Here is a 22,082-nt window from a genome sequence, read left to right as displayed (position 1 = left end):
ACTGTGATAATAGCAGCGCAGCATCGCGCACGACTCTCTTGAAACAGCTCGGCCCGGTTTTGTTGCTGCGCGGTTTTGCCAGAAGGTTGAGAGGCGTTTAACGCGAGTCTACTCATGCCGCAACTTGGGTAACTTATATTTCTGCTCCCGGTAGAGCAGTGAAGGCATGATCACATGCGCCATTGCCTTATCGACCTGGGCCTTCTCCGCTGTTTTCGTATCGATGTTCAGTTCACCGGTCAAGGCGTCGTAGCGCCCCGACAGTGGAAGCTGTCCAGGCCGCAGGATCGTGGTCGATGGACCTTCCAGCCACGCAAAGTAATTGTTGAACTGAATCAGTGCACGTCCAGGTGTTGTACTGTCCCTTGCAAAATCTCGGCCAGTCATGGGGTGCGTGCTGGATACCCCCATCAGCGAGAGCAGTGTCGGACCAAGATCGATCTGGCTGGCGATAGTGCTTACCCGCTTTGGCTTGATGTCTGCACCGAGGATGAGTCCAGGGATATGAAACTTCTTGATTGGTACCAGGCTGTTGCCATAGACCCGGTTGTCATGGTCCGCCACAATGAGGAACACTGTGTCCTTCCAATAGGCTTGCTTCTTTGCTTCGGCAATGAATCTGCCAAGCGCGTAATCTGCATACTTGACCGCATTGTTTACCGTTTGCTTGGCTGGGTCATGCAGCGCAATTTTTCCATCCGGGAATTCAAAGGGTTCATGATTCGACGTGGTGAAGATCAGGCTAAAGAATGGTTTTCCTTGGGCGTGCAAATCGGCCAAGCGTTCCAGTGACTTATCGAACAAATCTTCGTCCGAGGCACCCCAACTGCCTATGAAGGCTGGACGCATTTCCCGAATATCAACCACCCGCTTGAACCCATTCCCGGTAAAAAAGCTTCGCATGTTGTCGAAATGCGCTTCGCCACCGTAGACAAATTCAGTGTGGTATCCCTGTTGTCCAAGTCCCTCGGCGAGCGTATAGAAATTTTTCTGGGCCAGCGAGAGTTTGACGACGCTACGCGCAGGCGTTGGCGGAAAGCCTGCGACGACAGCCTCGATGCCGCGAATCGAACGGGTACCGGTCGCATACAGCTGCTCAAACCACCATCCCTCGTTCTTCAGCTTTTCCAGCTCTGGTGTGACGGGCACCCCGCCTAGCGATTCGACAAACGTCGCCCCCAGGCTTTCTTCCAATACAATGACCAGGTTGAGAGGCCGGTCACGCTTGACGGCCGCCTGCTGGAAATGAAGAGTAGGCAGTTTTGGATCCGTAAAGGAATAGTCGCGAAGCCAGTTCGCCGCTTTTACTTCGGGGAATACCTGCGCGGCTGGAAACGCACCGTAAATTTCAGATGAGACCGCCTCTCTTCGCATGGAATATACCGCCTCCAGGACTGACCATCCTGAATTGATGATCAACGAGTTGACCATGGAATCGCCCGTGAGAGCGAACAATGCGGGATTTGCAGGACGGTGTCCGGTCGTAGAACGAATTTGCATGAAGACGACAACACAGAGAATCGGCCATACAAGTAGCAACTTCTTGGCTGGCCACATCTGTGCGCCGTCTGAGGCATGTTTTAGCAGATAAAAGATCGCAAGGCCCAGCCCGATCGTGAGGCTGACACCGGCTATCAGCGCGGTACGAAAACCGTTCCACAGCGTTGAGAATACCTCTTGAGGATACGCGAGATACTCGACGAAAAGGCGGTTCGGCCGAACGTCATATTGCATGATGAACTGCGGCGATGACAGCTCCATAAACAAGATGAAGACGAGTGCGATCGTCCCCCAGGAGACAGTTGCAATCTTCCAGAAGCGGGTAAAGTGCCTGTAGGCGAACAAGGGGGCCAGCAACACTGGAATCGCCATGAAGTATCCGACGAGGATCAAGTCTGCACGTACACCCTGGATAAGAACCGTAGTTGGGACTCCCGTAGCGTTTACACGATCCCATTGCCATGCGACGAGAGCGATTCGAGAAACAGACAGAATTGCAAGTCCGATAAGTAGCGTGAGAATAATGGTGCTGAAAGGACCGGCCGATTTGCCTACTTGTATGAACCAAGCTGCAAAAGTCCGATGTCTTGTTTGCTCGTTTGGTATTGTGTTAATCATTGTCGGAGGGATCATGAAGTGCGACGAAGCCGTAGGCTTTGCCGTGAATGGCATTTTTATAACTGATTCTCTAGTTCGTCACGGGCACATGCCTGTAATTAGATGGAAGTAGAAATTTCAGCGATTTCGAAACGATGACTAGAATAGCTAGGCCGATGTTAAGAACGCGTTAAGGCCGGCGCCAAATGTCGGACAACGCGCTCCAATTTTCTCAATACTCGACAGCACTTTGCGGGGACCTGCTGGAGACATTGGCCTTCCCGCGAGCGTGTGCAGGCCGATGCCGAGGTGGCAGCACTTCGTCATACTTGCCGTCCACACCCCGTTTTGATCCGCTCCGCGCCGATCAGCAGTCTCAGCGGGGCACCATAGAACGGCTTGTTCTCAGGTGTGATTCAATGGAATGAGGGGCTTGAGCAATAAGGTGAAATGCAGACCTGCCCTTTTTAGCATCTGCTACAAATTGACGGTTGCCTCAGGCATCATGTGAGCCGGGAACGTGACTGGCAATCCGATGCTTTTCAGTACTAGATCATTATTCGCTACATTTCTGGGCATGGTTTTCCTACCCGTTCAGCCAGTTTTCGATCTTCAGCCCCGGATATGCTGTGAAGTCGCGTTCGTTATTGGTGACAAGGGTGACATTAAGAGCGACGGCATGTGCGGCGATTAGCTTGTCCAGCTGATCTTTCTTACGATCACGTGTCGCCTCGCGGATCGGACCATATGCCGACGCAGCGCTGATATCAAACGGAGCCACGGGAATATCTTCGATTAGTGACCTAAGGTTAGATCGCGCTCTCTGACTATTCTCGGACACCGTAACACCATACTCGAGTTCGGCATAGGTAATTGCTGACACTACGACATCGCCGACATAACACTGAGCAAATCGTCTTGCGACCTGCTCAGGCTGGTTTTTCATTAGGTAGATACACATATTCGTATCCAGCATAAAAAGTGCCATTACAACGCATCCCGATCTGCTTGCTGCTGATCGCCGCGTCCGTCTGCCATAAAAGCTGTGCTGAATTGAGCGAATTTCTCCAGGACATTGCCTAGTGAACGACGTGCAGGGCGAATCCTAATCTCATCGCCAACACGCTCGATCTCCAAATCGATATCGGTGCGCTCGTAAGCCAGTTCCGACGGAATACGAACCGCCTGAGAATTGCCATTTTTGAATGCTTTAGTCTTTTGCATACTACTTAATTCGAATGTGTGTACATGGATGTATCATACACTATCCATCCTCCTTGGTAGCTACGTGTGTGTACACACACCGGCTAGTTTTTTGGATTCGGCACTAGACCGTTAGGGATATACAAAAAGTGGTCACGGCCTTAGCCAAAGCACTCTTGACCGTTTGGTACGATACGGCCATTTATTCACGATGATCATAAATTGCAACTTTCCTTGAAGAATGCACTGGGCTTCTATTCAGAGCGTACGCTCCGATGGAAGGTATTGGCGTTGCAGCAGTTTGGCGTAGAAGTGAGTATTAGAAAGATCCGTCAATTGGCAAAATGTCTGGCGATGCCAAGAACAATCCGAGAGGAAACCTTAAGCAAAGTGAGTTTAGTAAGCAATTTCACGCTGCGCTTGAATATGTGTTTCATTAGCTAATGCGGTGAGTACACCGCATTCCGAAGATGCACCCGGTACAGCACAACGGCTACGAAGTCCTTTCAGTTGTTCCTGAAGATCTTGCAACGCCTTCATCTGGTTTTCGACCTCTACCAAGTGCTTGTCGAGGAATGCGTTTACATCACTGCAATTAATGCTAGGGTTGTCGCGGAGTTCAACCAACCGCTCGACCTCTTGTAGGGTCAGTCCCAATGAACGGCAGTTTCTGATAAACAAGAGCCGCTCCAAATCCTTGGTAGCGTAGATGCGGTAGTTCGAGCCGGTGCGCTCCGCCGTTCCCAATAGGCTCTTGCACTTATAAAACCGAATGGTTAATGTTTTACAACCTGCTGCTTTTGGTAATTCACCAATCTTCATTCTTTCCTACATTAACCTTATACCTAGTATAGGGTCTACCGCTGTCAATGTGTAGAATCGCTGGGAGAACAAAATAATGTCTGAATCGAATATCCGTCGCCGCAAGAGTATCTTCTCGATACCAAAAATGGATTGCACTTCGGACGGAAACCTCATCCGCATGGCGCTTAACGATAGAGACAATGTCGAGTCATTATCCTTTGGTTTGAGAAACCGTGAGCTGGAAGCACTCCATAGAGGCGAGACCAACGAAATTATCAGCCGCCTTGAACCCTTGAAGCTGGGCGCGGTACTGCGCGAATCTATGGATCTTTCCTCGATGGACAAGACGGAACATAGGGAAAGCACCTTCTACATACCGAAAATGGATTGCCCGTCTGAAGAAAACCTCATCCGGTGGCACACGGCAACGAATTTACTGTGACTTCATTGACGTTCAATCTGGGCCAGCGGGAGTTAAAGGTAACACATCAGGGCGAGCCAGAGACTGTCCTTGCTCGACTCCAACCTCAGTAGCGTCTAACGAGGCGGGGGTTAACTGATAGCGGCAAGGTTCTTACCGACCTTGCTGTAGAACGGAGCGGGAGCCGTCAGCCTAGAACAGGTTGACGGCTCCCGGAGTATTTCATATTTGAACAGACGAATCAGTGCCTTGCGGTCGCGTCGTTTGGTTGCGAAGGATTGATGACTTGAGCGGCGACCAAAGTGATGGCTCCAGCCACGATTGCGCAATCAGCGAGGTTGAAAGCAGGCCAATGCCAACCGGCCCAATGTAAATCTATCCAGTCAATCACCGCCCCTCGGACAATTCTGTCGTAGAGGTTGCCGGCGGCACCGCCCGCGATCAGCGCGAACGCGATACGTAACGTCTTCGTCAGCGAATCGTTGAACAGTATTCCAGTCCCAAGCCAAGTAATCACTGCAACGGCAAGTGCCGAAAAGAAGTAGCGCTGCCACCCGCCGGCGTCGCTCAGGAAACTAAACGCAGCGCCGGGATTGAGCCAATGCCCGAGATTGAAGAACGAAGTGATCGGTACCGATTCGCGTAGCGCGAAGGCGTGGAAAATGGCCTCCTTGGTCGCAATATCGAGTGCAAAGACAATGATCGCTACAGCAACGGCCAGTCGCCTGACAACTTGATTGGATGGTGTCATGGGTCGCCTACCTGAGCTGCAGTATTCTTCTCGCGCCGTTCAGCACGATGACGCCAATGATCGTTCCGATAACCAGGTCAGGATAAGGAGACTGCGTCCAGGCTACTAAAATGCCAGCAGCAATCACTCCCAGATTTGCAATGACGTCGTTGGCCGAAAAGATATAGCTGGCCGTCATGTGAGCGCCGCGGTCTCGTTTCTTTGATATCAGCACCAAGCATGTGACGTTCGCCACCAAGGCAATCAAACCAACGCCCATCATCAGCGTCGATTCCGGTTCACTGCCAAAGATGAAGCGACGGACAACTTCCGAGAGGGCTCCAACGGCCAAGATGAGCTGAAGCCAGCCAGCAACATGAGCAGCTCTTGATTTCATGCTTGCAGCCTTGCCTACCGCGTATAGGGCAAGACCGTAGACCGCCGCATCAGCGAACATGTCGAGGGAGTCTGCAATCAGGCCAGTCGACTGCGCGAACAGCCCGAGAACCAGTTCGAAGACGAACATCAGGCCGTTGATCGCCAAAAGAATACGAAGGGTGCCCGCTTCAGCTGCATCTTCATCTTTCGTTACGGCAGTTCCCTGTCCAGCGCTCACAGGCACTGATTCACGAAGCACAGCACCCAGATTCAGTCGGCCCAGGCGTGTTAGGACAGCATCTGCGTCACCACGGTGAACGATGACAACCTCGCGCATGGACAAGTCAAAGGAAAGCGACCTGATATCCGACAGGTCGCCCAGGGCCATCCGAATCATGTTTTCTTCTGATGGGCAGTCCATCTTTGGAACGGCAAAAGTACTCTTGCGGAAATTGCTGCGGGTCGCCTGCGAAAACAGCACTTGCGATTCTTGAAGGACGGTACCCAACTTCAACGGCTGGAGCCGGGCAAGGATCGGGTCGGGCGCACCCTGATGCGTAACCGTCACTTTCCGTTTGCCAAGATCGAATGCTAATGACGTTACACTGGACTCATTGCCGAGTGCCATCCGGATGAGGTTTTCCTCGGATGGGCAATCCATCTTCGGTATCGAAAAGATGCTTTGCCGGTGTTCTGCGTTGTCTGAGCTGGGAAGCTCTATCGATTCGCGCAGCACCGCACCGAGCTTCAAGGGCTCCAGGCGGCTAAGAATGCCTTGGGGTTTGCCTCGGTGAAGCGCTTCCAGCTCGCGCTTTTGCAAGTCGAACGACAGTGACTCAACATCGTCTCGGCCGTTGAGCGCCATCCGAATGAGGTTTTCCTCCGAAGGGCAATCCATTTTGGGTATCGCAAAAATAGTTCTTCGACGAGTGCTATTCATTTCAGACGCCATGTGTTGTTCTCCGCACGATTTCATACCTGAGCCAAGGATAAACCTTATACTTGGTATAAGGTCAATGGAGGAGCCATGAAGATTGGTGAACTGGCAAAAGCAGCAGGTTGCCAAACTGTAACTATTCGCTTCTATGAACGCAAAGGTTTGCTGGGCGCCGCGCAGCGCACGGATGCCAACTATCGCCTCTATGGCACCAGAGATCTGGAGCGGCTTTTGTTCATCCGGAACTGTCGTTCATTGGGGTTGACGCTGCAAGAAATCGAGCGGCTTGTCGAGATTCACGATAACCCAACCGTTGACTGCAGCGATGTGAATGCGTGCTTGGACAAGCACCTTGTTGAGGTCGAGAACCAGATGAAGGCATTGCAGGCCCTACAGAAACAATTGACACGTCTTCGGACCCGCTGCGCGGTACCCGGAGCGTCATCAGGGTGCGGTGTACTTTCAGCGCTGGCTAACGAGACCTCCGTTCAGGTGCAAAGCGCCGTAGATAGGTGACGCAGGCCAATTGACGGCGTCACACGAGGCTGAAACATATTGCCGCCTGCGTCATACTCCCTACAGAGACGAACCCATTCTGAAGACCAAGACAGTACTAACAATATTTGTGCTTATCCCTTTGTTGGCCCTCTCTCCCCATTTTTCTCTATAAGGTGAAAGTACTTGAACCGAGAATCCCTGGAAAAAAATCAGATTCCGATCTATTTTGCTGCCGTCGTAGCTGCCGCCGTCGGCGGTCTTGCCGCTCCTACAGCGTCCCAGAATCTAGACGTGCTGGTCACTCCCGCCATCGCGGTGCTGATGTACGCAATGTTCTTGCAAATACCCTTCCTTGACCTCAAGGATGGGATCAGTAATAAGAAGTTTATAGCTGCGATCCTCGTGGCCAATTTTCTATTCGTTCCTCTATTGGTCTGGATTTTGACGCGCGGGCTCAGTGAGCATCCGGCCATCCTTGTTGGGGCGCTACTAGTGTTGCTGACTCCCTGCATCGATTATGTAGTGGTGTTCACACATATTGGCAAAGGCGACTCGAAACTGGTTTTGGCTGCTACGCCGGTTTTGCTGCTGCTCCAGCTAATTCTGCTACCTATTTATCTCGGGCTGATGATCGACAGTCAAAACCAAATAGGGATCGCCATAGGCCCGTTTGTTGAGGCATTTCTTGTCCTCATTGCGGCGCCCCTGATCTTGTCTGTCGCAACCTCTGTGCTCGCGAAAAAATCGGACGTCATCAACAAGTGGAATGCTGGTTGGGCATGGTTGCCAGTACCTGCCATGGCAGCAGTACTGATCGTCGTTATTGGCTCCCAGATCAGCGCCGTAGTGAGCGAGATCGATCGGCTTATCCCGGTAGTTCCGGTTTACATCGGCTTCATGGTGTTAGCACCGATAGTGGGAGCGCTGACCTCGCGCATCTTCAATCTACAGGCAGAGGCCGCCCGCGCGGTCACCTTTAGTTCGTCCACTCGTAACTCTCTGGTGGTACTGCCACTGGCTCTTGCTTTACCAGAGGAGCTTCGAGGAATAGCCGCAGCCGCGGTAATCACTCAAACCCTAATCGAACTGGTCAGTGAGCTTGTTTATATTCGCCTTATCCCTGCCCTTGTGTGGAGAAAAAGGAACTCACCGATGGCAACGGAGCATTAGCGCACAAATATTACGCCGGGTACGAAAACAGAGACTCGACGGCCCAAGGTGTTTCTTGAGCCTATTCCGATTTACCTTCGCTTGAGGCTAATGAAGCCGGGAGTGTCGGCGGGAACACCCATCGATGCACCGCCTCCGCATCCGGCGGCGCTGGCAGGTCCCGCGGTTGACGACAGGTCTTCAATAATCGTGCAATCCTTGGCCGTCCCGCCGCAGCAAGCCGTGTTGCAGCTATCGACAAAGGCAACCAGGCTCGCTTCCAGCTGCCGAAATTCCGCAATCTTTGCCCGCACCGCGCTCAGGTGTTCTTGTGCGACGTCGCGCACTTCCACGCAGGAACGATCCCCTTCCTCGAACAAGCTGACCAGGTTGCGCACCTGCTCGATCGGAAAACCAAAGTCCCGACAGCGCTTGATGAACAAGAGCCGCATGTGATCAGCGTCGCCATAGTAGCGACGCCCGTTGGCGGCCCTGGTTGCGTGGGGTAACAGCCCAATCTCTTCGTAATACCGAATCGTCGGCACCGTACATTGGACCTGCTTGGCCAAGGCACCAATGGACAAGTTGTCATCTTTCATCGACTTCCCTTCAAAAAGATCTTGATCCTCAACTTACTTGAGGATGTACAGTGAATGCAAGTACTTTTTTACCAGGGTACGACAAGGAGAAATCGATGAAGAATGTTTTGAGGAAATACGGGCTACTCGGAGGCACTGCAGCGGCATGTGTCGCCTGCTGTACCGCGCCGCTGTTCATGGGACCGCTGCTGGCTTGGTTAGGAGCGTCCACGCTTGGGCTGGTCGGCTTGCCTTGGTACCTGCTCTTGTTGACGATACCGGCACTGCTGATGCTCGCACGGAAAATGGGCAAGCATAACGCCCAGGCAGCCGCTGCCACCGGTGGTGATTGCGGTTGCAGCTCGCCATCGTCAACTGACGAAAGGAAGACCAATGGTTGCCAATAAACCTGCCCCCATCGCCTGCACGCTGTCGCCTGCGGAATTTAAACACCGCGCTGCATGGATTGCGCAACTGACTGAGACGGCGCTGATGGCGCATCGAATTCACGGTGGTACCGCGCATCTGCTCTACCGCGTTGAGGCAAAAGAAGCGGTCGAACAACTGGTTCGGCAGGAGCAAACCTGCTGTGCTTTCCTGCAGTTTGAGATGTCGGAGACCCCGCTTGGCGTAGAGGTCAACATTACCGCTCCGCCTGAAACACACAGCGATGCCGCAGCGCTGTTCGCCCATCTGTTGCCGTCTCACAAATCGAGCGTCAGTTCAGATTCAGCACCTGCTCCACAGATTCGAGGATGCGGCTGCGGCAGCGTTTGTGGAAGCTGACATGGAACTTATACGTATACCTGGCGGATTGGCGGTGTCCTTCTCCGGCGGGAGGTTCGCTGCTCCTGCCCGCTCCTGGGTTGTGGGCGTCTTCCTAACTCTGCTGCTTGGACTCTACGCTACGCTTGCGCATTCCCGACCCGCGGAGGTCATGACTGAGCACGTTCGGGCTGAATTGGTCGCGCATGCGCCCGAAGGTATCGCCGCAGGCCAGCCTGTTTGGTTTGGTCTGCGGATCCGGCACCAGCCCCATTGGCATACGTATTGGAAAAATCCAGGTGATTCAGGGTTGGCAACGAGCCTGACGTGGACGCTGCCGGCCGGATTTGTCGCTGGCGAAATCGCGTGGCCGACGCCCAAACAATTGCCGTTCGGCCCTCTCATGAACTATGGCTACGAGGGAGATCTATTGCTTGCGGTACCTGTCACGGTACCAGACGGCTTTACAGGGGCATCATTGCCCGTGTCGCTGCGCGCGGACTGGCTAGTCTGCAAAGACGTCTGTATCCCTGAGTACGGCGAGTTCAAGCTTGAGCTCCCGACACAGCCGATGACCGCTCATGCGGCACTGTTCGCCCAAGCCCATGCGAACCAACCGCGAACGGTGTCGACATTGAGGGCCGAAGCTCACGTGGATGCCGACAAGCTGGTAGTGGCTATGCAAGGCGTACCGTCATCACTGCAAGGGAAACCGGTGCAGCTGTTTGTGGAGACAGCCGGGGTCGTTGAAAGCGCAGCTGCGCCCATAGTTGAATGGAATGGGGACCGACTCGCGATGCGTCTGCCGTTGTCAGCGCAGCGCAGCGAAAGCCCCGCTTCCATGCATGCCGTGTTGACCGCTGGGCATCAGTCATCCGGCATTCTCGTGAGTTTCGATGTTAAGGGGCCATGGCCGCAGCCTGGATCGGAGGCTTCACCTGCAGCCGATTCGCTTCCCGACAGTACACCCGCCACACCTTGGCTGTTGAGTCTGGTATTTGCCTTTCTCGGCGGCGCTATCCTCAATCTCATGCCGTGCGTGTTCCCGGTTCTGTCGCTCAAAGTGCTTGGCTTTGCCCAGCATGCGGGTGATAGGCGGAAAGTCGTTGCAGGCGGATTAGCTTATACCGCCGGCGTGGTGACGTCGTTCCTGCTTCTGGCGGGCTTGCTACTGGCCTTGCGCGGCAGCGGCGAGCAGTTGGGATGGGGATTTCAGTTGCAATCGCCGATGTTCGTCGCGGCATTAGCTGTGTTGTTTAGCCTGATCGGCTTGAATCTGGCCGGCCTGTTCGAATTCGGTAGCGTGCTTCCAAGCGGCATTGCATCGGCGCGTGCCCGCAATCCGGTCGCCGACGATTTCCTCAGTGGCGTGCTGACGGTGCTTATTGCCTCACCCTGTACTGCGCCGTTCATGGGTGTAGCTCTTGGTGCGGCCTTGACGCAGCCGACGCCGCAGGCAATGGCCGTCTTCGGCGTGCTTGGCCTTGGCATGGCTGCGCCTTATCTGACGGCCAGCCTGTTTCCGCGTCTCGCCCGCCTCTTGCCTCGCCCCGGCGCCTGGATGGCGCGCTTCAAGACGTTCATGGCGTTCCCAATGTTCGCCACCGTTGTCTGGCTCATTTGGGTTCTTGGTCAGCAGATTGGCATCAATGGCGTGGCCGCCATCCTGGCATTGCTAGTCGCCGTGGCGTTTGCTGCTTGGATGTCTGGTATCCCAATGCGCACCAACTGGAACAAGCTGGCATCGATGGGGACCACAGGCGCCCTGGTGGTTGCTGTTTCGGTCTGGGCGTGGCCGTCGCTGCAAAGCGAGCCGTTGACGGATGTATCCGGAAAGGAGGCAACCACCTCGGCTTGGCATGCGTGGTCGACAGAGGCAGTAGAACGTGCAAGGCAGGAAGGCCGCCCGGTATTCGTTGATTTCACCGCAGCCTGGTGTGTCACCTGTCAGTACAACAAACGCACCACACTTTCCGACGAAGCGCTCCTGAAGGAGTTTGCGGCGAAAAACGTGCTGCTTCTGCGTGCCGACTGGACACGCCGGGACGAAAGAATTACTCAGGAGCTGACTCGCCTGGGACGCAGCGGCGTGCCGGTGTATGCCTTTTACGCTCCAAGCTCAAACAAGCCGAAGCTGCTCTCCGAACTACTCAGCGTTGCGGAAGTGCGCCAGACGCTAGAAGTTCTCAGCAAGTCAATTCCGCAAACCAATACCCTATAAAGGAAATGTTCATGAAAGCCATCGTTGCAACGTTTATGTTAGCCGCCGCTGGTACAGCATCAGCGCAAGCCGTCGTCGGACAAACAGCCCCATCGTTCACGGCGACCGACGTCGCTGGGAAGACGGTATCGTCTTCCCAGTTCAAGGGCAAATACGTCGTGCTGGAATGGTTTAATCCGAGCTGCCCGTTCGTGCAAAAACATTACAACAGCGGCAACATGCCGGCAGTTCAGAAGTATGCCGTCGACAAAGGCGTAGTCTGGCTTTCCGTGCACACCACTTATGAAAGCACCTCCGAAGAGGCGGCCGCATTGGGCAATTGGATGAAGTCGCACAAGGCGACGCCTTCTTCGGTCCTGGTTGATGCGAAAGGCACGATGGGCAAAACCTATGGCGCCAAGGCGACACCGCATATGTACGTCATCGACCCATCAGGCAAGCTGGTGTATGCAGGTGCGATTGATAGCAAGCCGACTGCCAATCCGGCAGATATTAAGACAGCGACGAACTACGTCGTGCAGGCTCTCGACGAGTCGCTGGCTGGGAAAGCAGTGAGTAAGCCGGTGACGCAGGCCTACGGCTGTTCAGTGAAATACAGCTGGACAGGGTTGTGGTAGTACGACGGAGGTAATGCTTTAAAGGCCATCGTCAGTGTGTGGTCACCTGACCAGTAGGCGTGCCACACCTACTGCAACAGGCATTTAGTTCTCCGTGTTTTCTCTGTTGCAACGTAAGCACATTAAAAGCCGCCTTGCTTTTGTTCGATACTTCAACTATCATTGAATAAAATAATTCAAGGATAATTGAAATGGAAGTGAAGAACGTTGTTGCTGCTCTCGCAGCACTCGCTCAGGAAACCCGTCTGGCGGTATTCCGGCTGCTCGTCCAGGCCGGTCCAGGCGGGTTGCCTGCAACCCAAATTGCCGATGGCGTCGGTATCGCCCCCTCCTTACTCTCCTTCCATCTCAAGGAACTGCTGCATGCCGGCCTCATCTCGCAGACCCGCGAGGGGCGCTCGCTGATTTACGCCGCCAACTTTGAGGCGATGAATAGTGTGCTCGGATTTTTGACCGAAAACTGCTGCGGCGGCAATGTTTGTTCTCCCGTTCGTGTTCCCAACTGTTCCGAAGAAGGAGCTTGCTCATGAAACGCCTGCACGTACATGTCTCCGTCGACAATCTCGACGCCAGTATCCAGTTCTACACCGGCATGTTTGCGGCCGAACCGACTGTCGTCAAGACGGACTATGCAAAGTGGATGCTCGACGACCCTCGAGTGAACTTTGCGATCTCTCAGCGAGGCGCACAAACTGGCCTGAACCATCTTGGCATCCAGGTGGAATCGGCCAGCGAACTGAGTGAAATGCAGTGTCGCCTCGGTGCCCTGCGGCCCGGCGTGACAAAAGAAGAAGGTGTGGCATGCTGCTATGCCAAGTCGGACAAGTACTGGGTAAATGACCCATCGGGCATCGCGTGGGAGACCTTCCACACGCTCGATAACATCCCGGTGTTTGGCGAGCCCAACAAGACGTCCTCGCCAGACGCGGCCTCGACGACGGAGACTGAGGCCTGCTGCGTTCCCCTTGCCAAGCCGCGCATCAAGCTTTCCACAGAGGGACCGTGCTGCGTGCCAACTACGCCGAAGACGACTTCCGGAGCTTGCTGCTGAACCATGACTTCGCTTCGAGTTGCCACCGCCCGAGATCTGCCGGCGCTCCGCGATCTTCTTGGGAGCGCTCACCTGCCATATCAGGATCTGACAGTTGCCCATCTCGCTGATTTCCTGATCGCGGCAGACGAATATTCCATTCATGGCGTCGTCGGGTTGGAGCGATACGGCGACAACGCACTCTTGCGTTCCCTCGCCGTGCGGCCGGGAAACCAGTTCGCGGGGCTGGGCACACAGCTAGCCGCTGCTGCAGAGGAGCATGCAAGAGGAGCAGGCGTAGCAACCCTCTATCTGCTTACCACAACGGCCGCCGGGTTCTTCGAACGGCGCGGGTATGACGTCATCGCGCGCAGCGAAGCACCGGCCACATTACAAAAAACCACTGAGTTTTCCAGCTTATGTCCGTCACAGGCGATCTGCTTGCGGCGGAACCTCCACCATCAACCTTAAAGACAATCATGACTGACAAGACCTTCAACGTGCTGTTCCTTTGCACGGGCAACTCCGCACGTTCCATCATGGCAGAAGCCCTCGTCACGACTATGGGCCACGGACGCTTTCAGGGCTTCAGCGCCGGTAGCAAACCGGGTGGCAAGGTCAACCCCTTTGCGATCGAGCAGGTAAAGAAGACCGACTACCCAATCGACACTCTGCGTAGCAAGAGCTGGGACGAGTTTGCCGTGTCGGGCGCGCCGCATATGGACTTTATCATTACCGTGTGCGACAACGCCGCAGGGGAAGTCTGTCCGATCTGGCCTGGACATCCAGCGACTGCCCATTGGGGTTTCGAGGATCCAGCAGCCGTCGAAGGCTCGGATGACGACAAGCGGGAAGCATTTGAAAAGATTTTCAAGCAGATCATGGCCAGGATGAACGCGTTCGTGAGCCTGCCGCTGAACATGCTGGAGAAGCATGCGATCCAACAGGAAATCAAGAAGATCGGCGATACGCCTGTGACATCTGCTTGATTCGCTCGACCGCCGTGTCTCAGAGAAGACGCGGCACTTTCCATTACCTTGACCATAATGACAACAACTCACTCTACTGCTGTTGCTGGCGGCGCTGCGCCGGCAATCGGATTCTTCGAGCGCTACCTCACCATCTGGGTAACCCTTTGCATCGTTGCTGGCATTGTCTTGGGCAAAGCATTGCCCGCGGTCTTTCAGGGAATTGCACAGTTCGAGATCGCCCAAGTGAATATTCCGGTCGGGATACTTATCTGGGTAATGATCATTCCAATGCTCATCAAAATTGACTTCGCTGCGCTATCGCAGGTTAAAGGGCAATGGCGTGGTATCGGTGTCACGCTCGCCATAAACTGGCTGGTGAAGCCGTTCTCGATGGCCTTGCTCGGTTGGCTGTTCATCCGCCATGTGTTCGCCGCGTGGCTTCCGGCCGATCAGCTGGACAGTTACATTGCAGGTCTCATTCTTCTGGCTGCCGCTCCATGCACGGCCATGGTTTTCGTCTGGAGTCAGCTCTGCAAGGGCGATCCGTATTTCACCCTGTCCCAGGTCGCGTTGAACGACGCCATCATGATTGTGGCCTTTGCCCCGTTGGTGGCATTGCTGTTGGGTCTGTCTTCCATCACTGTGCCATGGGATACGTTGATCACGTCCGTCGGTCTTTACATCATCGTTCCAGTCATTCTCGCCCAGCTGATCCGTAAGGCGTTGCTGGCAAAGGGACCGGGACATCTTGAGCGCGCCGTCGGGAAACTCGGCCCATTCTCGATTTCAGCGCTGCTGCTGACCCTCGTGCTGCTGTTTGCATTCCAGGGCGAGGCGATCACCGAGCAGCCGTTGGTGATCGCCATCTTGGCCGTCCCCATCCTGATTCAAGTGTTCTTCAACTCCGGCTTTGCCTATTTGCTCAACCGGAAATTAGGCGTTGCCCATTGCGTCGCCGGGCCATCCAGTCTCATCGGCGCGTCCAACTTTTTCGAACTTGCCGTCGCTACCGCGATCAGCCTGTTTGGCTTTCAGTCCGGCGCCGCACTGGCCACCGTTGTCGGCGTTCTAATCGAGGTCCCCGTGATGCTGCTCGTCGTTAGTGTCGTCAATCGTTCGCAGGGCTGGTACGAAGCAAAGGCATAAGCACTATGGACATCAAGATTTATCACAATCCCAGTTGTGGCACGTCCCGCAATACCCTCGCACTCATCCGCAATACCGGCGTCGAACCGCAGGTCATCGAGTACCTGAAGACCCCGCCGAACAAAAAAGACCTCGACGAAATGATTGCAGCTGCTGGACTGACGGTTCGCGAAGCCCTACGGGAAAAAGGTACGCCGTACGCCGAACTTGGTTTGGAGAATCCCAATCTCACCGATGACCAACTGCTGGAAGCCATGTTGGCCAACCCGATTCTCATCAATCGTCCATTCGTCGTTACTCCGACTGGCGTTCGGTTGTGCCGGCCATCTGAAGTTGTGCTGGACATCCTTCCACTGCCCCAGAAAGGTTCCTTTAGCAAGGAAGACGGGGAAGCTGTTATCGACGCTGAGGGCCGGAGGATCAAAGCAAATGGCTGACCTGTCGCATCTCCCTAACATCAGTGCTGCGCATGTCGACATCCCTGCTCAAGATAAGCTGGATGCGCCGCAGGTGTCGACTCACGCACCACGCATTCTCCTGCTGTACGGCTCGCTACGCGAAAAGTCGTACAGCCGCCTTCTGACACTGGAAGCGGAGCGGATTTTGCAGCACTTCGGCGCTGAAACCCGAATCTTCGATCCGCACGGGTTGCCCATGGTGGACAGCTGCGCACCGGACCATCCGAAGGTGCAGGAACTGCGTAGCCTTTCCACTTGGTCGGAGGGGCAAGTATGGTGTAGCCCGGAGCGTCACGGCGCAATGACCGGTGTTTTCAAATCTCAGATCGATTGGCTGCCACTGGAAATGGGAAGTATTCGTCCGACGCAAGGCCGAACTCTGGCGGTCATGCAGGTCTCAGGTGGCTCCCAGTCCTTCAATGCTGTCAATCAGTTGCGGGTTCTTGGGCGGTGGATGCGGATGGTGACCATACCAAATCAATCATCGGTGGCCAAGGCATATCAGGAATTCGATGACAATGGCCGAATGAAACCGTCTTCGTACTATGAACGCCTCGTTGACGTAATGGAAGAGCTCTTTAAATTCACCCTGCTTGTGCGGGATCGCTCGGACTACCTGACAAGTCGGTACAGTGAACGCAAGGAAGCCTTTCCGGAACTGGCCACCAGCCTGGCAGCGGCTGCGATGGATCACGAAACTGGCCACGACGAGACCAAAGACGAGCTGGAGTAGCTGAGGTGAGCGGATGTGGTTGCGACGCTCTATCCCATGGCAGTGTCGCGAATGCCCTGTAACGCATCCTGGTGTCGTTGTTTGTGCTCTATTGTCATTGGCAATTTCACGATCAGCGCAAGCAATATCGGTACACGTCCGCATTCACTGAACAGCTTTACTGGAGCGATCATGGTGTCTCGTCCGGTGATAGCCCAATAGGGTAAATGGCGCGCGCTGACAGTAGCGCTATGCCAAGCAATGCGCCCGCCTTGCTGATTTGCCAGCGCTATCTCCATGAAGCTACACAGTGTCGCTATAGCGTGCCGCCCCAGTACGTGGTTTGATACCCATTGTTCTGCACCGCGCGTCCAGCACGAAGGGCAAATGGGTGCATGAGCAGACATCCATCTCGCCAAACCCCAGGGTTGAGCTTGTTGTGGAGCAAGCAGGCTAGATGGCGTGCCGTTGCCTTCCCAGTGCATCCGCCAGCGTAGGAATGCCTCCGCCACAGGACAAATGGTTGCTGTGCTGACTCCTTCCAGGCGCCAGTCAAGACAGTATCCCGCTGACGTTATACAGCACCGGTGGTCCCGTAGAACATGCCGCCACAGGTATCGACGCACCGCTCCATAGACCAGGTAGCCGGCACGAAGTCGTTCATCCCATGCTTTTTTCGTCGCGGACGCCGCTACTTTGTTCCGGACTATGGCAGGCAGAAGAACGAGTTTGCGCTGCGACTTACATCGAATAGGCAACTCGGATGGTCCCTTGGTTTCAACCGTCAGGACGGGGCGAGCCCCTGACGGTCGTGAAGTCCACTGTTGTTCCCCTAACGCACGCCATACGCTATCAATGAAGGCCGGATAGTCGGCGGCAGAACGCTGCCAATTGCTGCTGGCAAATACAACGGGGCCCAGTCCGGCGCGTATTCGCTGGCGATTGATGTCCTGCCGAGTTGGCAAGGTGCGGTCTTCAAATGCACACAGGGCAGCAAGATCGGAAATCCAGCTTGTCATTGGCGGCAGCGCTGCCAGCAAGCGTTCCTTGGGATCGCGCAGCGCTGGCGCAAAATCAGCATGGCATGCAGGACAGCGGAAGGGCTGGGCAAAGACCGCCGCTTGCAACTGGTAGGGAATGGATGCGCCGCAGGCCTGGCAACACGTTCGGATGGGATTGCCGTGAACTGGGCAGCTGCGTATCAGCTCCAACTGAAACGCTGGTGAATGAAAGCCGGTTCGTGCACACTGCGGACACCAGCAAAGCATGTCCCGGAACCGTCGCCGGCCGTTTGCGAGCTGCTCTGGCAAGAACGCTTGCTGGATGTGCTGTGTCTGCAGGCGCAACAATCGCGCCATCTGCGCCAGATCGAACATCGCGCTGTGACGTAGGTCCACGGCCGGCGACCGGACGATCGCGGTCTTTTTGCCGCAGTCCCTGCGAATGAAAATCTGGGCGATTTCCGATGCGTTGAGCGCATTGAGCATCGCAAACTTGGAGAGCAGAGCATAGACGGAATCAAAACCGTGTATCCAGTCTTCGCGCCAACACCAACTCTTCTCCAGATGCAGCGGTTCGTCGACCAGGATGCGCGCCACTTTCATCGCTCAGGCCTGTGCCGCCAGATCATCACTGATCACCATCCGCAACTCTTCCTGCGCCGCGACAAAATTCGATTCTTTAATTGCCAGCTCCCAGGTCGAGGGCGTGATCCGGAAACCGTAGTCATCCTGCTCTGCACTTTCGCCCAAGGCAATTTCAACCGAGCGGGCAAAGTACTGCATGGGAATTTCCAAATCATAGGAAAACCCTGCATCATCATGGGCATCCTCAAAAGCATCCCACAGGGCCGCCGCCTGGTCGACCAGCCGGAATCCTGTGCTGTAGGCGGCCGGTAGGAAGAAGCGCGTGTACGGCCAGTCGCTCTTGACGGGAAAGCGTGCTTCGTCATAGCCAGCCAGACAAGTGGCCAGGTCATCCGCGGACAACAGGCCATGGAACTGCAGTTCGTCAATCATGAAGCGCGACACGATCTGCGTCTCACGACTCAGGCGAAATGCACTTTTCTGATTCAGTAGCTGCGGCTGCCCGACAAGCAGCGTAATCATCCGGATGCCATGCCGCTCGAGCTCATCGTGGACGTCACGAAGCCATTCATACTCGATGACGTCCAGTCGCTGTGCCTCGTCAGCGAACATGATGAACCAGTTGTAACCGGAACGACTCACCAACTCCATGATCCGCTCATTGAGCCGGGTCCGCTTCTTCGGAATACTGCCCATGAGCGCGCCCGGGTGGCCGACTGCTTCCAGCAGCAATGAAAAAAACGCATCGTCCGACTTTGATTTCTTTTTCTGACAGCCAAAGCTGAGAATCACCGCCTTCGGGTAATCCTCATGCAAGACGCGCATCACGTATCGCACACCATAGGTCTTGCCAAAGCGTGGATGAGCAAAGACGATGCCGCCAGGGGTGCGCAGACGGACCAGCTTTTTGACGCGCAGGTACATTTCCTCGATGGAGGGAGTCGGCACGATGTACTTTTGTTCGACGACAGGATGGCGGTCAAGAGCCACAGGACGATGATAGGTGTCGGCCAAAGTATCCTCCCGATTAGAAAGTAATGGTGCGCCTGATCTTCAGTATTCGCGCTTGGGGCGGTCCGGCAGCGGCCACGGGTTCGGTCGGTTTCTTCACCGCGGGGACCACATTCTGTGAGCGCAACTCTTTGCCTGGTGGCGATACCGCGTCTGATTGCGATTTCGTGACTGGTGTGGCCACGCCTTCATTGGCTAGCGCCTTGCGATTCGAATTCGCCTTCGCCAAATCGGTCGCTGCGCGTTTGCTGGTTCTTGCCTGTTGACGTTTGTATTTTGCCCAGCACTCGACGGGGTCATCGCCGTCCCGGTACTGAAGCTTGCCGGCCCGCTTGAGTCGGAAAATCTCCTGCCGCACGCGCAGCGAATGCGGCGTGTAGCACCACGGGCGGGCTGCGGTCAGAATCCCAAGCTCAGTACCATCCTCAAAAAAGGCTTTCACGGTGCGGATGTCGCGCACATCAAAATACACGCGAAGCTTTTTACCTATCAATGCGGAGCTGCTCGACAAAATCGGGCTGCTATAGCGTACTTCTTGGAAATTGATATGCGGACGGTTGGAGACATCGTCGCCTTTGATAGGTTTGATTCGCGCTTCTTGTAGTAGGCAAAGATTTTGTTGAACAACTCGCGGTAGCGTACGCAAATAGCCGGTATCCCGCGCGAGTAGCTGCGCCATCGCCTCAAGGGGCGTCCGATTGGAGATGCCGCTGTGGGAAGTGCCGTTGTAGTCGCCTACCAGTACTTCCACCATATCCTCAAGTTCCTCAAGTTCGACAAGCAGGCTGATATTTCCGTGCGGGTCATTCAGCAAGCGTTCAATTGATTCCGGACTGCTTCCCGTCGTGCCGGGCAAGCGGTGCGCAAAATTGCGTGCAAGGAGATGAAAGAAACGCTCGACAAATGGACGCTCGTTCGGCTCGGCGGCTGCCCCATTGTCAGGCCAGCACCCAATAATCTGATTTAGGCGGGTGACCGTATCAACCGCAAGGTGTGATTTAGCTCCGTCAAAGCGAAACCATTCCCAGCATGCATAACGCGTTTGGGGGAGGACTGCAGACGGGAATCCGCCTCCGGTACGTATGGTTAGGCCCGGAATCTTGTAATGTCGCGGCTGAAACGGTGTCAACGCCGCCTGCAGAGCACCAGCAACGTCGTCCTTGTTGTACTCCCTTGAAGGGCGAGTTTGTAGCCAATGACGGCACGGCTGGCAACATCGAGCAAGACCAGGATCCAGATGCGAGTCAGTTCCAGCATGGTCTCGAAACCGAGTGGATCCATAAGCCGGACAGTCAACCGCAGATCGATCTTGTGGCCATCGAACTCGACAACTTCGAATGCGCGGGTTGCGGGTGGTGACTACGGCACGAGCGGCGGGTCGAAGTGCGTTCCCTCTGGCATTGGGTCGTCATGGATTGGGATGAGTGCGCGGCTCTCCGTTTTTTGCAAGTAGGCGGCCAGCGAGCGCAGGCCAGCCATCGCTTGACTGAATGGATACTCGTGCGGTCCGATGCCAACCGCGCGACATTTTTCGAGAAACGCTTTGTGAATCCGGGCAAGTGCCTTGTGCGCACGGCGTGCCTTGCCGTGGTGACGACTGCGCTGCTTGATATAGCGACGCAGCAGTTTTTCCAAGACGGGTTGCTTCTGCAGCAACAAGGAAAATGCACCAGCCAGACCCCGACCGTGCAGCTGATTATCGCTGTTGAACATGTGCATTCGCTCGTATTGCTTCAGTCTGGCATACGGAATGGCCGCGCGCATCCCGTAAATACGGCCGTCGGAATGGGTAGTCAGGCACCGATCGATAAGGCGGTAGACTGTCTTTGGATCAATGCCAGTGGCAACATTGATGTCGGCGAGGGGCACTTGCGGGTTCTCGATGTACAGCTCAATGGCCCGCCGGCGTGAGAGAAAGCGGGTTCTGTCGGCTTCGCCTAGTGCTGAGACATCGACCGATGGCCAGACGGACAGATCGCGTAGCTCGTCGGGGAACGAGTCGCGACTGAAACTGGTTCTACCGAAAGGATGCGTTTTCATGCACCCACCAACATGGACGCAGGGCCCAACGGCTGGGCGTCAATGTCAACGCAACGCAATCTTCCTGTATGGATTAGACTGAACGTAGCCGTTTGAATCAGAACGGGATCCTCGTCTGGGCATAGCTCCATCAAGGACGATAGCGATTGTGGCTCGGCCATGCAGCCCAGCACGCGCTTCAACAGCGACGTCGTCAGGTAACGGCGGTTGGCTGACAACGTGCGCACGATGCGGCCCCAGTTGTCAAGGAAGTGCATATGTGTGCAGCGATCCATGGGCTCGACATGGCGGACGAACAGCCGTTGCGAAGTAGCCCAGGCAGAAAAGGCAGGCAACGTTCTTTCTCGTTCGTCCGATGGCGGGTTCGCTTTGTTGGGCTCGAGCAGCCAGAGCTCTTCTCGAGCGGAGTAGGCAACCCAAAAGTCAACGACCCGTTTGGGCGCAGTGTCGGGGATAGCAACCGGACGCTCGCAGTAGTACAGAACGAGTGGATCGGCTTCCAGCTGAAGCCATGTGTTGAGCGCTGCTGGCCTGAACAAGGTGAGATTACGGTTCACCTTCGGGCCAAACACATCGTAGCGATGACTTTTGTAGGGGCTGAAGTTGCTTATTGCTTTAGAGAACCGCAGGTTCGTCACTATCGCCACTCCAAGCCGATTACTACGGCTGGAAGAAGTGTAGGAGAGAGATTCGGGAATTGACAGATTTACTTCCAACTTTAATGAAGTAA

27 protein-coding genes are annotated in these 22,082 nt (G+C 55.1%); 15 read left to right on the top strand and 12 right to left on the bottom strand.

What is annotated here, in order from left to right:
- Window positions 1-108 precede the first annotated feature (108 nt).
- From RY831_RS04675 to RY831_RS04660, 4 genes are all read right to left on the bottom strand, one after another.
- Complete coding sequence (locus RY831_RS04675; protein WP_326505145.1) at window positions 109-1,872, bottom strand: LTA synthase family protein; 1,764 nt, start codon at window positions 1,870-1,872, stop codon at window positions 109-111.
- 811 nt (window positions 1,873-2,683) lie between these two features.
- Window positions 2,684-3,085 (bottom strand): type II toxin-antitoxin system VapC family toxin, encoded by a 402-nt coding sequence (locus tag RY831_RS04670; RefSeq protein WP_326505144.1) that lies wholly within the window; start codon window positions 3,083-3,085, stop codon window positions 2,684-2,686.
- Window positions 3,085-3,321 (bottom strand): type II toxin-antitoxin system VapB family antitoxin, encoded by a 237-nt coding sequence (gene vapB / locus RY831_RS04665; RefSeq protein WP_326505143.1) that lies wholly within the window; start codon window positions 3,319-3,321, stop codon window positions 3,085-3,087. The genes RY831_RS04670 and vapB overlap by 1 nt, the downstream gene beginning before the upstream one ends.
- A gap of 375 nt (window positions 3,322-3,696) precedes the next feature.
- Window positions 3,697-4,122 (bottom strand): MerR family DNA-binding protein, encoded by a 426-nt coding sequence (locus tag RY831_RS04660; protein ID WP_326505142.1) that lies wholly within the window; start codon window positions 4,120-4,122, stop codon window positions 3,697-3,699.
- A 76-nt stretch (window positions 4,123-4,198) separates the two neighbouring features.
- On the opposite strand from RY831_RS04660, the gene RY831_RS04655 reads away from it, so the two are divergent.
- Window positions 4,199-4,546, top strand: coding sequence for a hypothetical protein (locus RY831_RS04655; RefSeq protein ID WP_326505141.1), 348 nt, complete (start codon window positions 4,199-4,201; stop codon window positions 4,544-4,546).
- A 220-nt stretch (window positions 4,547-4,766) separates the two neighbouring features.
- Here RY831_RS04655 and lspA read toward each other — a convergent pair whose 3' ends face one another.
- Together lspA and RY831_RS04645 are read right to left on the bottom strand one after the other, a co-directional pair.
- A complete protein-coding gene (gene lspA / locus RY831_RS04650) occupies window positions 4,767-5,276 on the bottom strand; it encodes a signal peptidase II (protein ID WP_326505140.1) in 510 nt (169 codons plus the stop codon).
- 7 nt (window positions 5,277-5,283) lie between these two features.
- Complete coding sequence (locus RY831_RS04645; RefSeq protein ID WP_496196638.1) at window positions 5,284-6,354, bottom strand: cation efflux transmembrane domain-containing protein; 1,071 nt, start codon at window positions 6,352-6,354, stop codon at window positions 5,284-5,286.
- 306 nt (window positions 6,355-6,660) lie between these two features.
- On the opposite strand from RY831_RS04645, the gene RY831_RS04640 reads away from it, so the two are divergent.
- Complete coding sequence (locus RY831_RS04640) at window positions 6,661-7,086, top strand: Cd(II)/Pb(II)-responsive transcriptional regulator (protein WP_326505139.1); 426 nt, start codon at window positions 6,661-6,663, stop codon at window positions 7,084-7,086.
- A 165-nt stretch (window positions 7,087-7,251) separates the two neighbouring features.
- Window positions 7,252-8,238 (top strand): arsenic resistance protein, encoded by a 987-nt coding sequence (locus tag RY831_RS04635; RefSeq protein ID WP_326505138.1) that lies wholly within the window; start codon window positions 7,252-7,254, stop codon window positions 8,236-8,238.
- Between the two features lie 71 nt (window positions 8,239-8,309).
- Here RY831_RS04635 and RY831_RS04630 read toward each other — a convergent pair whose 3' ends face one another.
- On the bottom strand, window positions 8,310-8,816 hold the full coding sequence (locus RY831_RS04630; RefSeq protein WP_326505137.1) for a MerR family transcriptional regulator: 507 nt from the start codon (window positions 8,814-8,816) through the stop codon (window positions 8,310-8,312).
- Window positions 8,817-8,866: 50 nt separating this feature from the next.
- Here RY831_RS04630 and RY831_RS04625 point away from each other — a divergent pair, with 50 nt between their 5' ends.
- The 11 genes from RY831_RS04625 to arsH all read left to right on the top strand — a co-directional run bounded on the left by RY831_RS04625 (window position 8,867) and on the right by arsH (window position 16,736).
- Complete coding sequence (locus RY831_RS04625) at window positions 8,867-9,202, top strand: hypothetical protein (protein WP_326505136.1); 336 nt, start codon at window positions 8,867-8,869, stop codon at window positions 9,200-9,202.
- Complete coding sequence (locus tag RY831_RS04620; RefSeq protein ID WP_326505135.1) at window positions 9,189-9,581, top strand: hypothetical protein; 393 nt, start codon at window positions 9,189-9,191, stop codon at window positions 9,579-9,581. Before RY831_RS04625 ends, RY831_RS04620 begins: the two co-directional genes overlap by 14 nt.
- Window positions 9,582-9,732: 151 nt before the next feature.
- Complete coding sequence (locus RY831_RS04615) at window positions 9,733-11,781, top strand: protein-disulfide reductase DsbD family protein (RefSeq protein WP_326505134.1); 2,049 nt, start codon at window positions 9,733-9,735, stop codon at window positions 11,779-11,781.
- An 11-nt stretch (window positions 11,782-11,792) separates the two neighbouring features.
- Complete coding sequence (locus RY831_RS04610) at window positions 11,793-12,398, top strand: redoxin domain-containing protein (RefSeq protein WP_326505133.1); 606 nt, start codon at window positions 11,793-11,795, stop codon at window positions 12,396-12,398.
- Window positions 12,399-12,589: 191 nt separating this feature from the next.
- Entirely contained in the window at window positions 12,590-12,928 is a 339-nt protein-coding gene (locus RY831_RS04605) for an ArsR/SmtB family transcription factor (RefSeq protein ID WP_326505132.1), read from the top strand.
- Complete coding sequence (locus tag RY831_RS04600) at window positions 12,925-13,449, top strand: ArsI/CadI family heavy metal resistance metalloenzyme (RefSeq protein ID WP_326505131.1); 525 nt, start codon at window positions 12,925-12,927, stop codon at window positions 13,447-13,449. Before RY831_RS04605 ends, RY831_RS04600 begins: the two co-directional genes overlap by 4 nt.
- Before the next feature lie 3 nt (window positions 13,450-13,452).
- The gene (arsN2, locus tag RY831_RS04595) at window positions 13,453-13,899 is read left to right on the top strand and encodes an arsenic resistance N-acetyltransferase ArsN2 (RefSeq protein WP_326505130.1); all 447 of its coding nucleotides are present in this window, start codon (window positions 13,453-13,455) and stop codon (window positions 13,897-13,899) included.
- An 8-nt stretch (window positions 13,900-13,907) separates the two neighbouring features.
- On the top strand, window positions 13,908-14,417 hold the full coding sequence (locus RY831_RS04590; RefSeq protein ID WP_326505129.1) for an arsenate reductase ArsC: 510 nt from the start codon (window positions 13,908-13,910) through the stop codon (window positions 14,415-14,417).
- 57 nt (window positions 14,418-14,474) lie between these two features.
- Window positions 14,475-15,545 (top strand): ACR3 family arsenite efflux transporter, encoded by a 1,071-nt coding sequence (gene arsB, locus RY831_RS04585; RefSeq protein ID WP_326505128.1) that lies wholly within the window; start codon window positions 14,475-14,477, stop codon window positions 15,543-15,545.
- Window positions 15,546-15,550: 5 nt separating this feature from the next.
- On the top strand, window positions 15,551-15,982 hold the full coding sequence (gene arsC, locus RY831_RS04580; RefSeq protein ID WP_326505127.1) for an arsenate reductase (glutaredoxin): 432 nt from the start codon (window positions 15,551-15,553) through the stop codon (window positions 15,980-15,982).
- Window positions 15,975-16,736: an arsenical resistance protein ArsH gene (gene arsH / locus RY831_RS04575; RefSeq protein WP_326505126.1), complete on the top strand. Its 762-nt coding sequence runs from the start codon at window positions 15,975-15,977 to the stop codon at window positions 16,734-16,736. The genes arsC and arsH overlap by 8 nt, the downstream gene beginning before the upstream one ends.
- 29 nt (window positions 16,737-16,765) lie before the next feature.
- Here the strand turns inward: arsH and RY831_RS04570 are convergent, their stop codons facing one another.
- From RY831_RS04570 to RY831_RS04560, 3 genes are read right to left on the bottom strand one after another with little or no spacing between them, the layout of a single operon-like run.
- Window positions 16,766-18,319 carry a hypothetical protein gene (locus RY831_RS04570; protein WP_326505125.1) on the bottom strand — a complete coding sequence of 518 codons (1,554 nt, stop codon included), beginning with the start codon at window positions 18,317-18,319 and terminating at the stop codon, window positions 16,766-16,768.
- 3 nt (window positions 18,320-18,322) lie between these two features.
- Window positions 18,323-19,315 carry an AAA family ATPase gene (locus RY831_RS04565; RefSeq protein ID WP_326505124.1) on the bottom strand — a complete coding sequence of 331 codons (993 nt, stop codon included), beginning with the start codon at window positions 19,313-19,315 and terminating at the stop codon, window positions 18,323-18,325.
- A gap of 13 nt (window positions 19,316-19,328) precedes the next feature.
- Window positions 19,329-20,441, bottom strand: a complete 1,113-nt coding sequence (locus tag RY831_RS04560) for a hypothetical protein (RefSeq protein ID WP_326505123.1) — start codon at window positions 20,439-20,441, stop codon at window positions 19,329-19,331.
- A gap of 44 nt (window positions 20,442-20,485) precedes the next feature.
- On the opposite strand from RY831_RS04560, the gene RY831_RS04555 reads away from it, so the two are divergent.
- Window positions 20,486-20,671, top strand: a complete 186-nt coding sequence (locus RY831_RS04555; RefSeq protein ID WP_326505122.1) for a hypothetical protein — start codon at window positions 20,486-20,488, stop codon at window positions 20,669-20,671.
- Here RY831_RS04555 and RY831_RS04550 read toward each other — a convergent pair whose 3' ends face one another.
- Together RY831_RS04550 and RY831_RS04545 are read right to left on the bottom strand one after the other, a co-directional pair.
- Window positions 20,672-21,352, bottom strand: a complete 681-nt coding sequence (locus RY831_RS04550; protein ID WP_326505121.1) for a hypothetical protein — start codon at window positions 21,350-21,352, stop codon at window positions 20,672-20,674.
- Complete coding sequence (locus RY831_RS04545; protein WP_326505120.1) at window positions 21,349-21,990, bottom strand: hypothetical protein; 642 nt, start codon at window positions 21,988-21,990, stop codon at window positions 21,349-21,351. The genes RY831_RS04550 and RY831_RS04545 overlap by 4 nt, the downstream gene beginning before the upstream one ends.
- Window positions 21,991-22,082: the final 92 nt, after the last annotated feature.

Origin of the sequence: Noviherbaspirillum album (genome assembly GCF_035916955.1) — a bacterium.
Classification (GTDB): domain Bacteria; phylum Pseudomonadota; class Gammaproteobacteria; order Burkholderiales; family Burkholderiaceae_D; genus Noviherbaspirillum; species Noviherbaspirillum album.
Note: the sequence above shows the minus strand (reverse complement) of the source record. Positions and strands in the feature narration are given on the sequence as shown.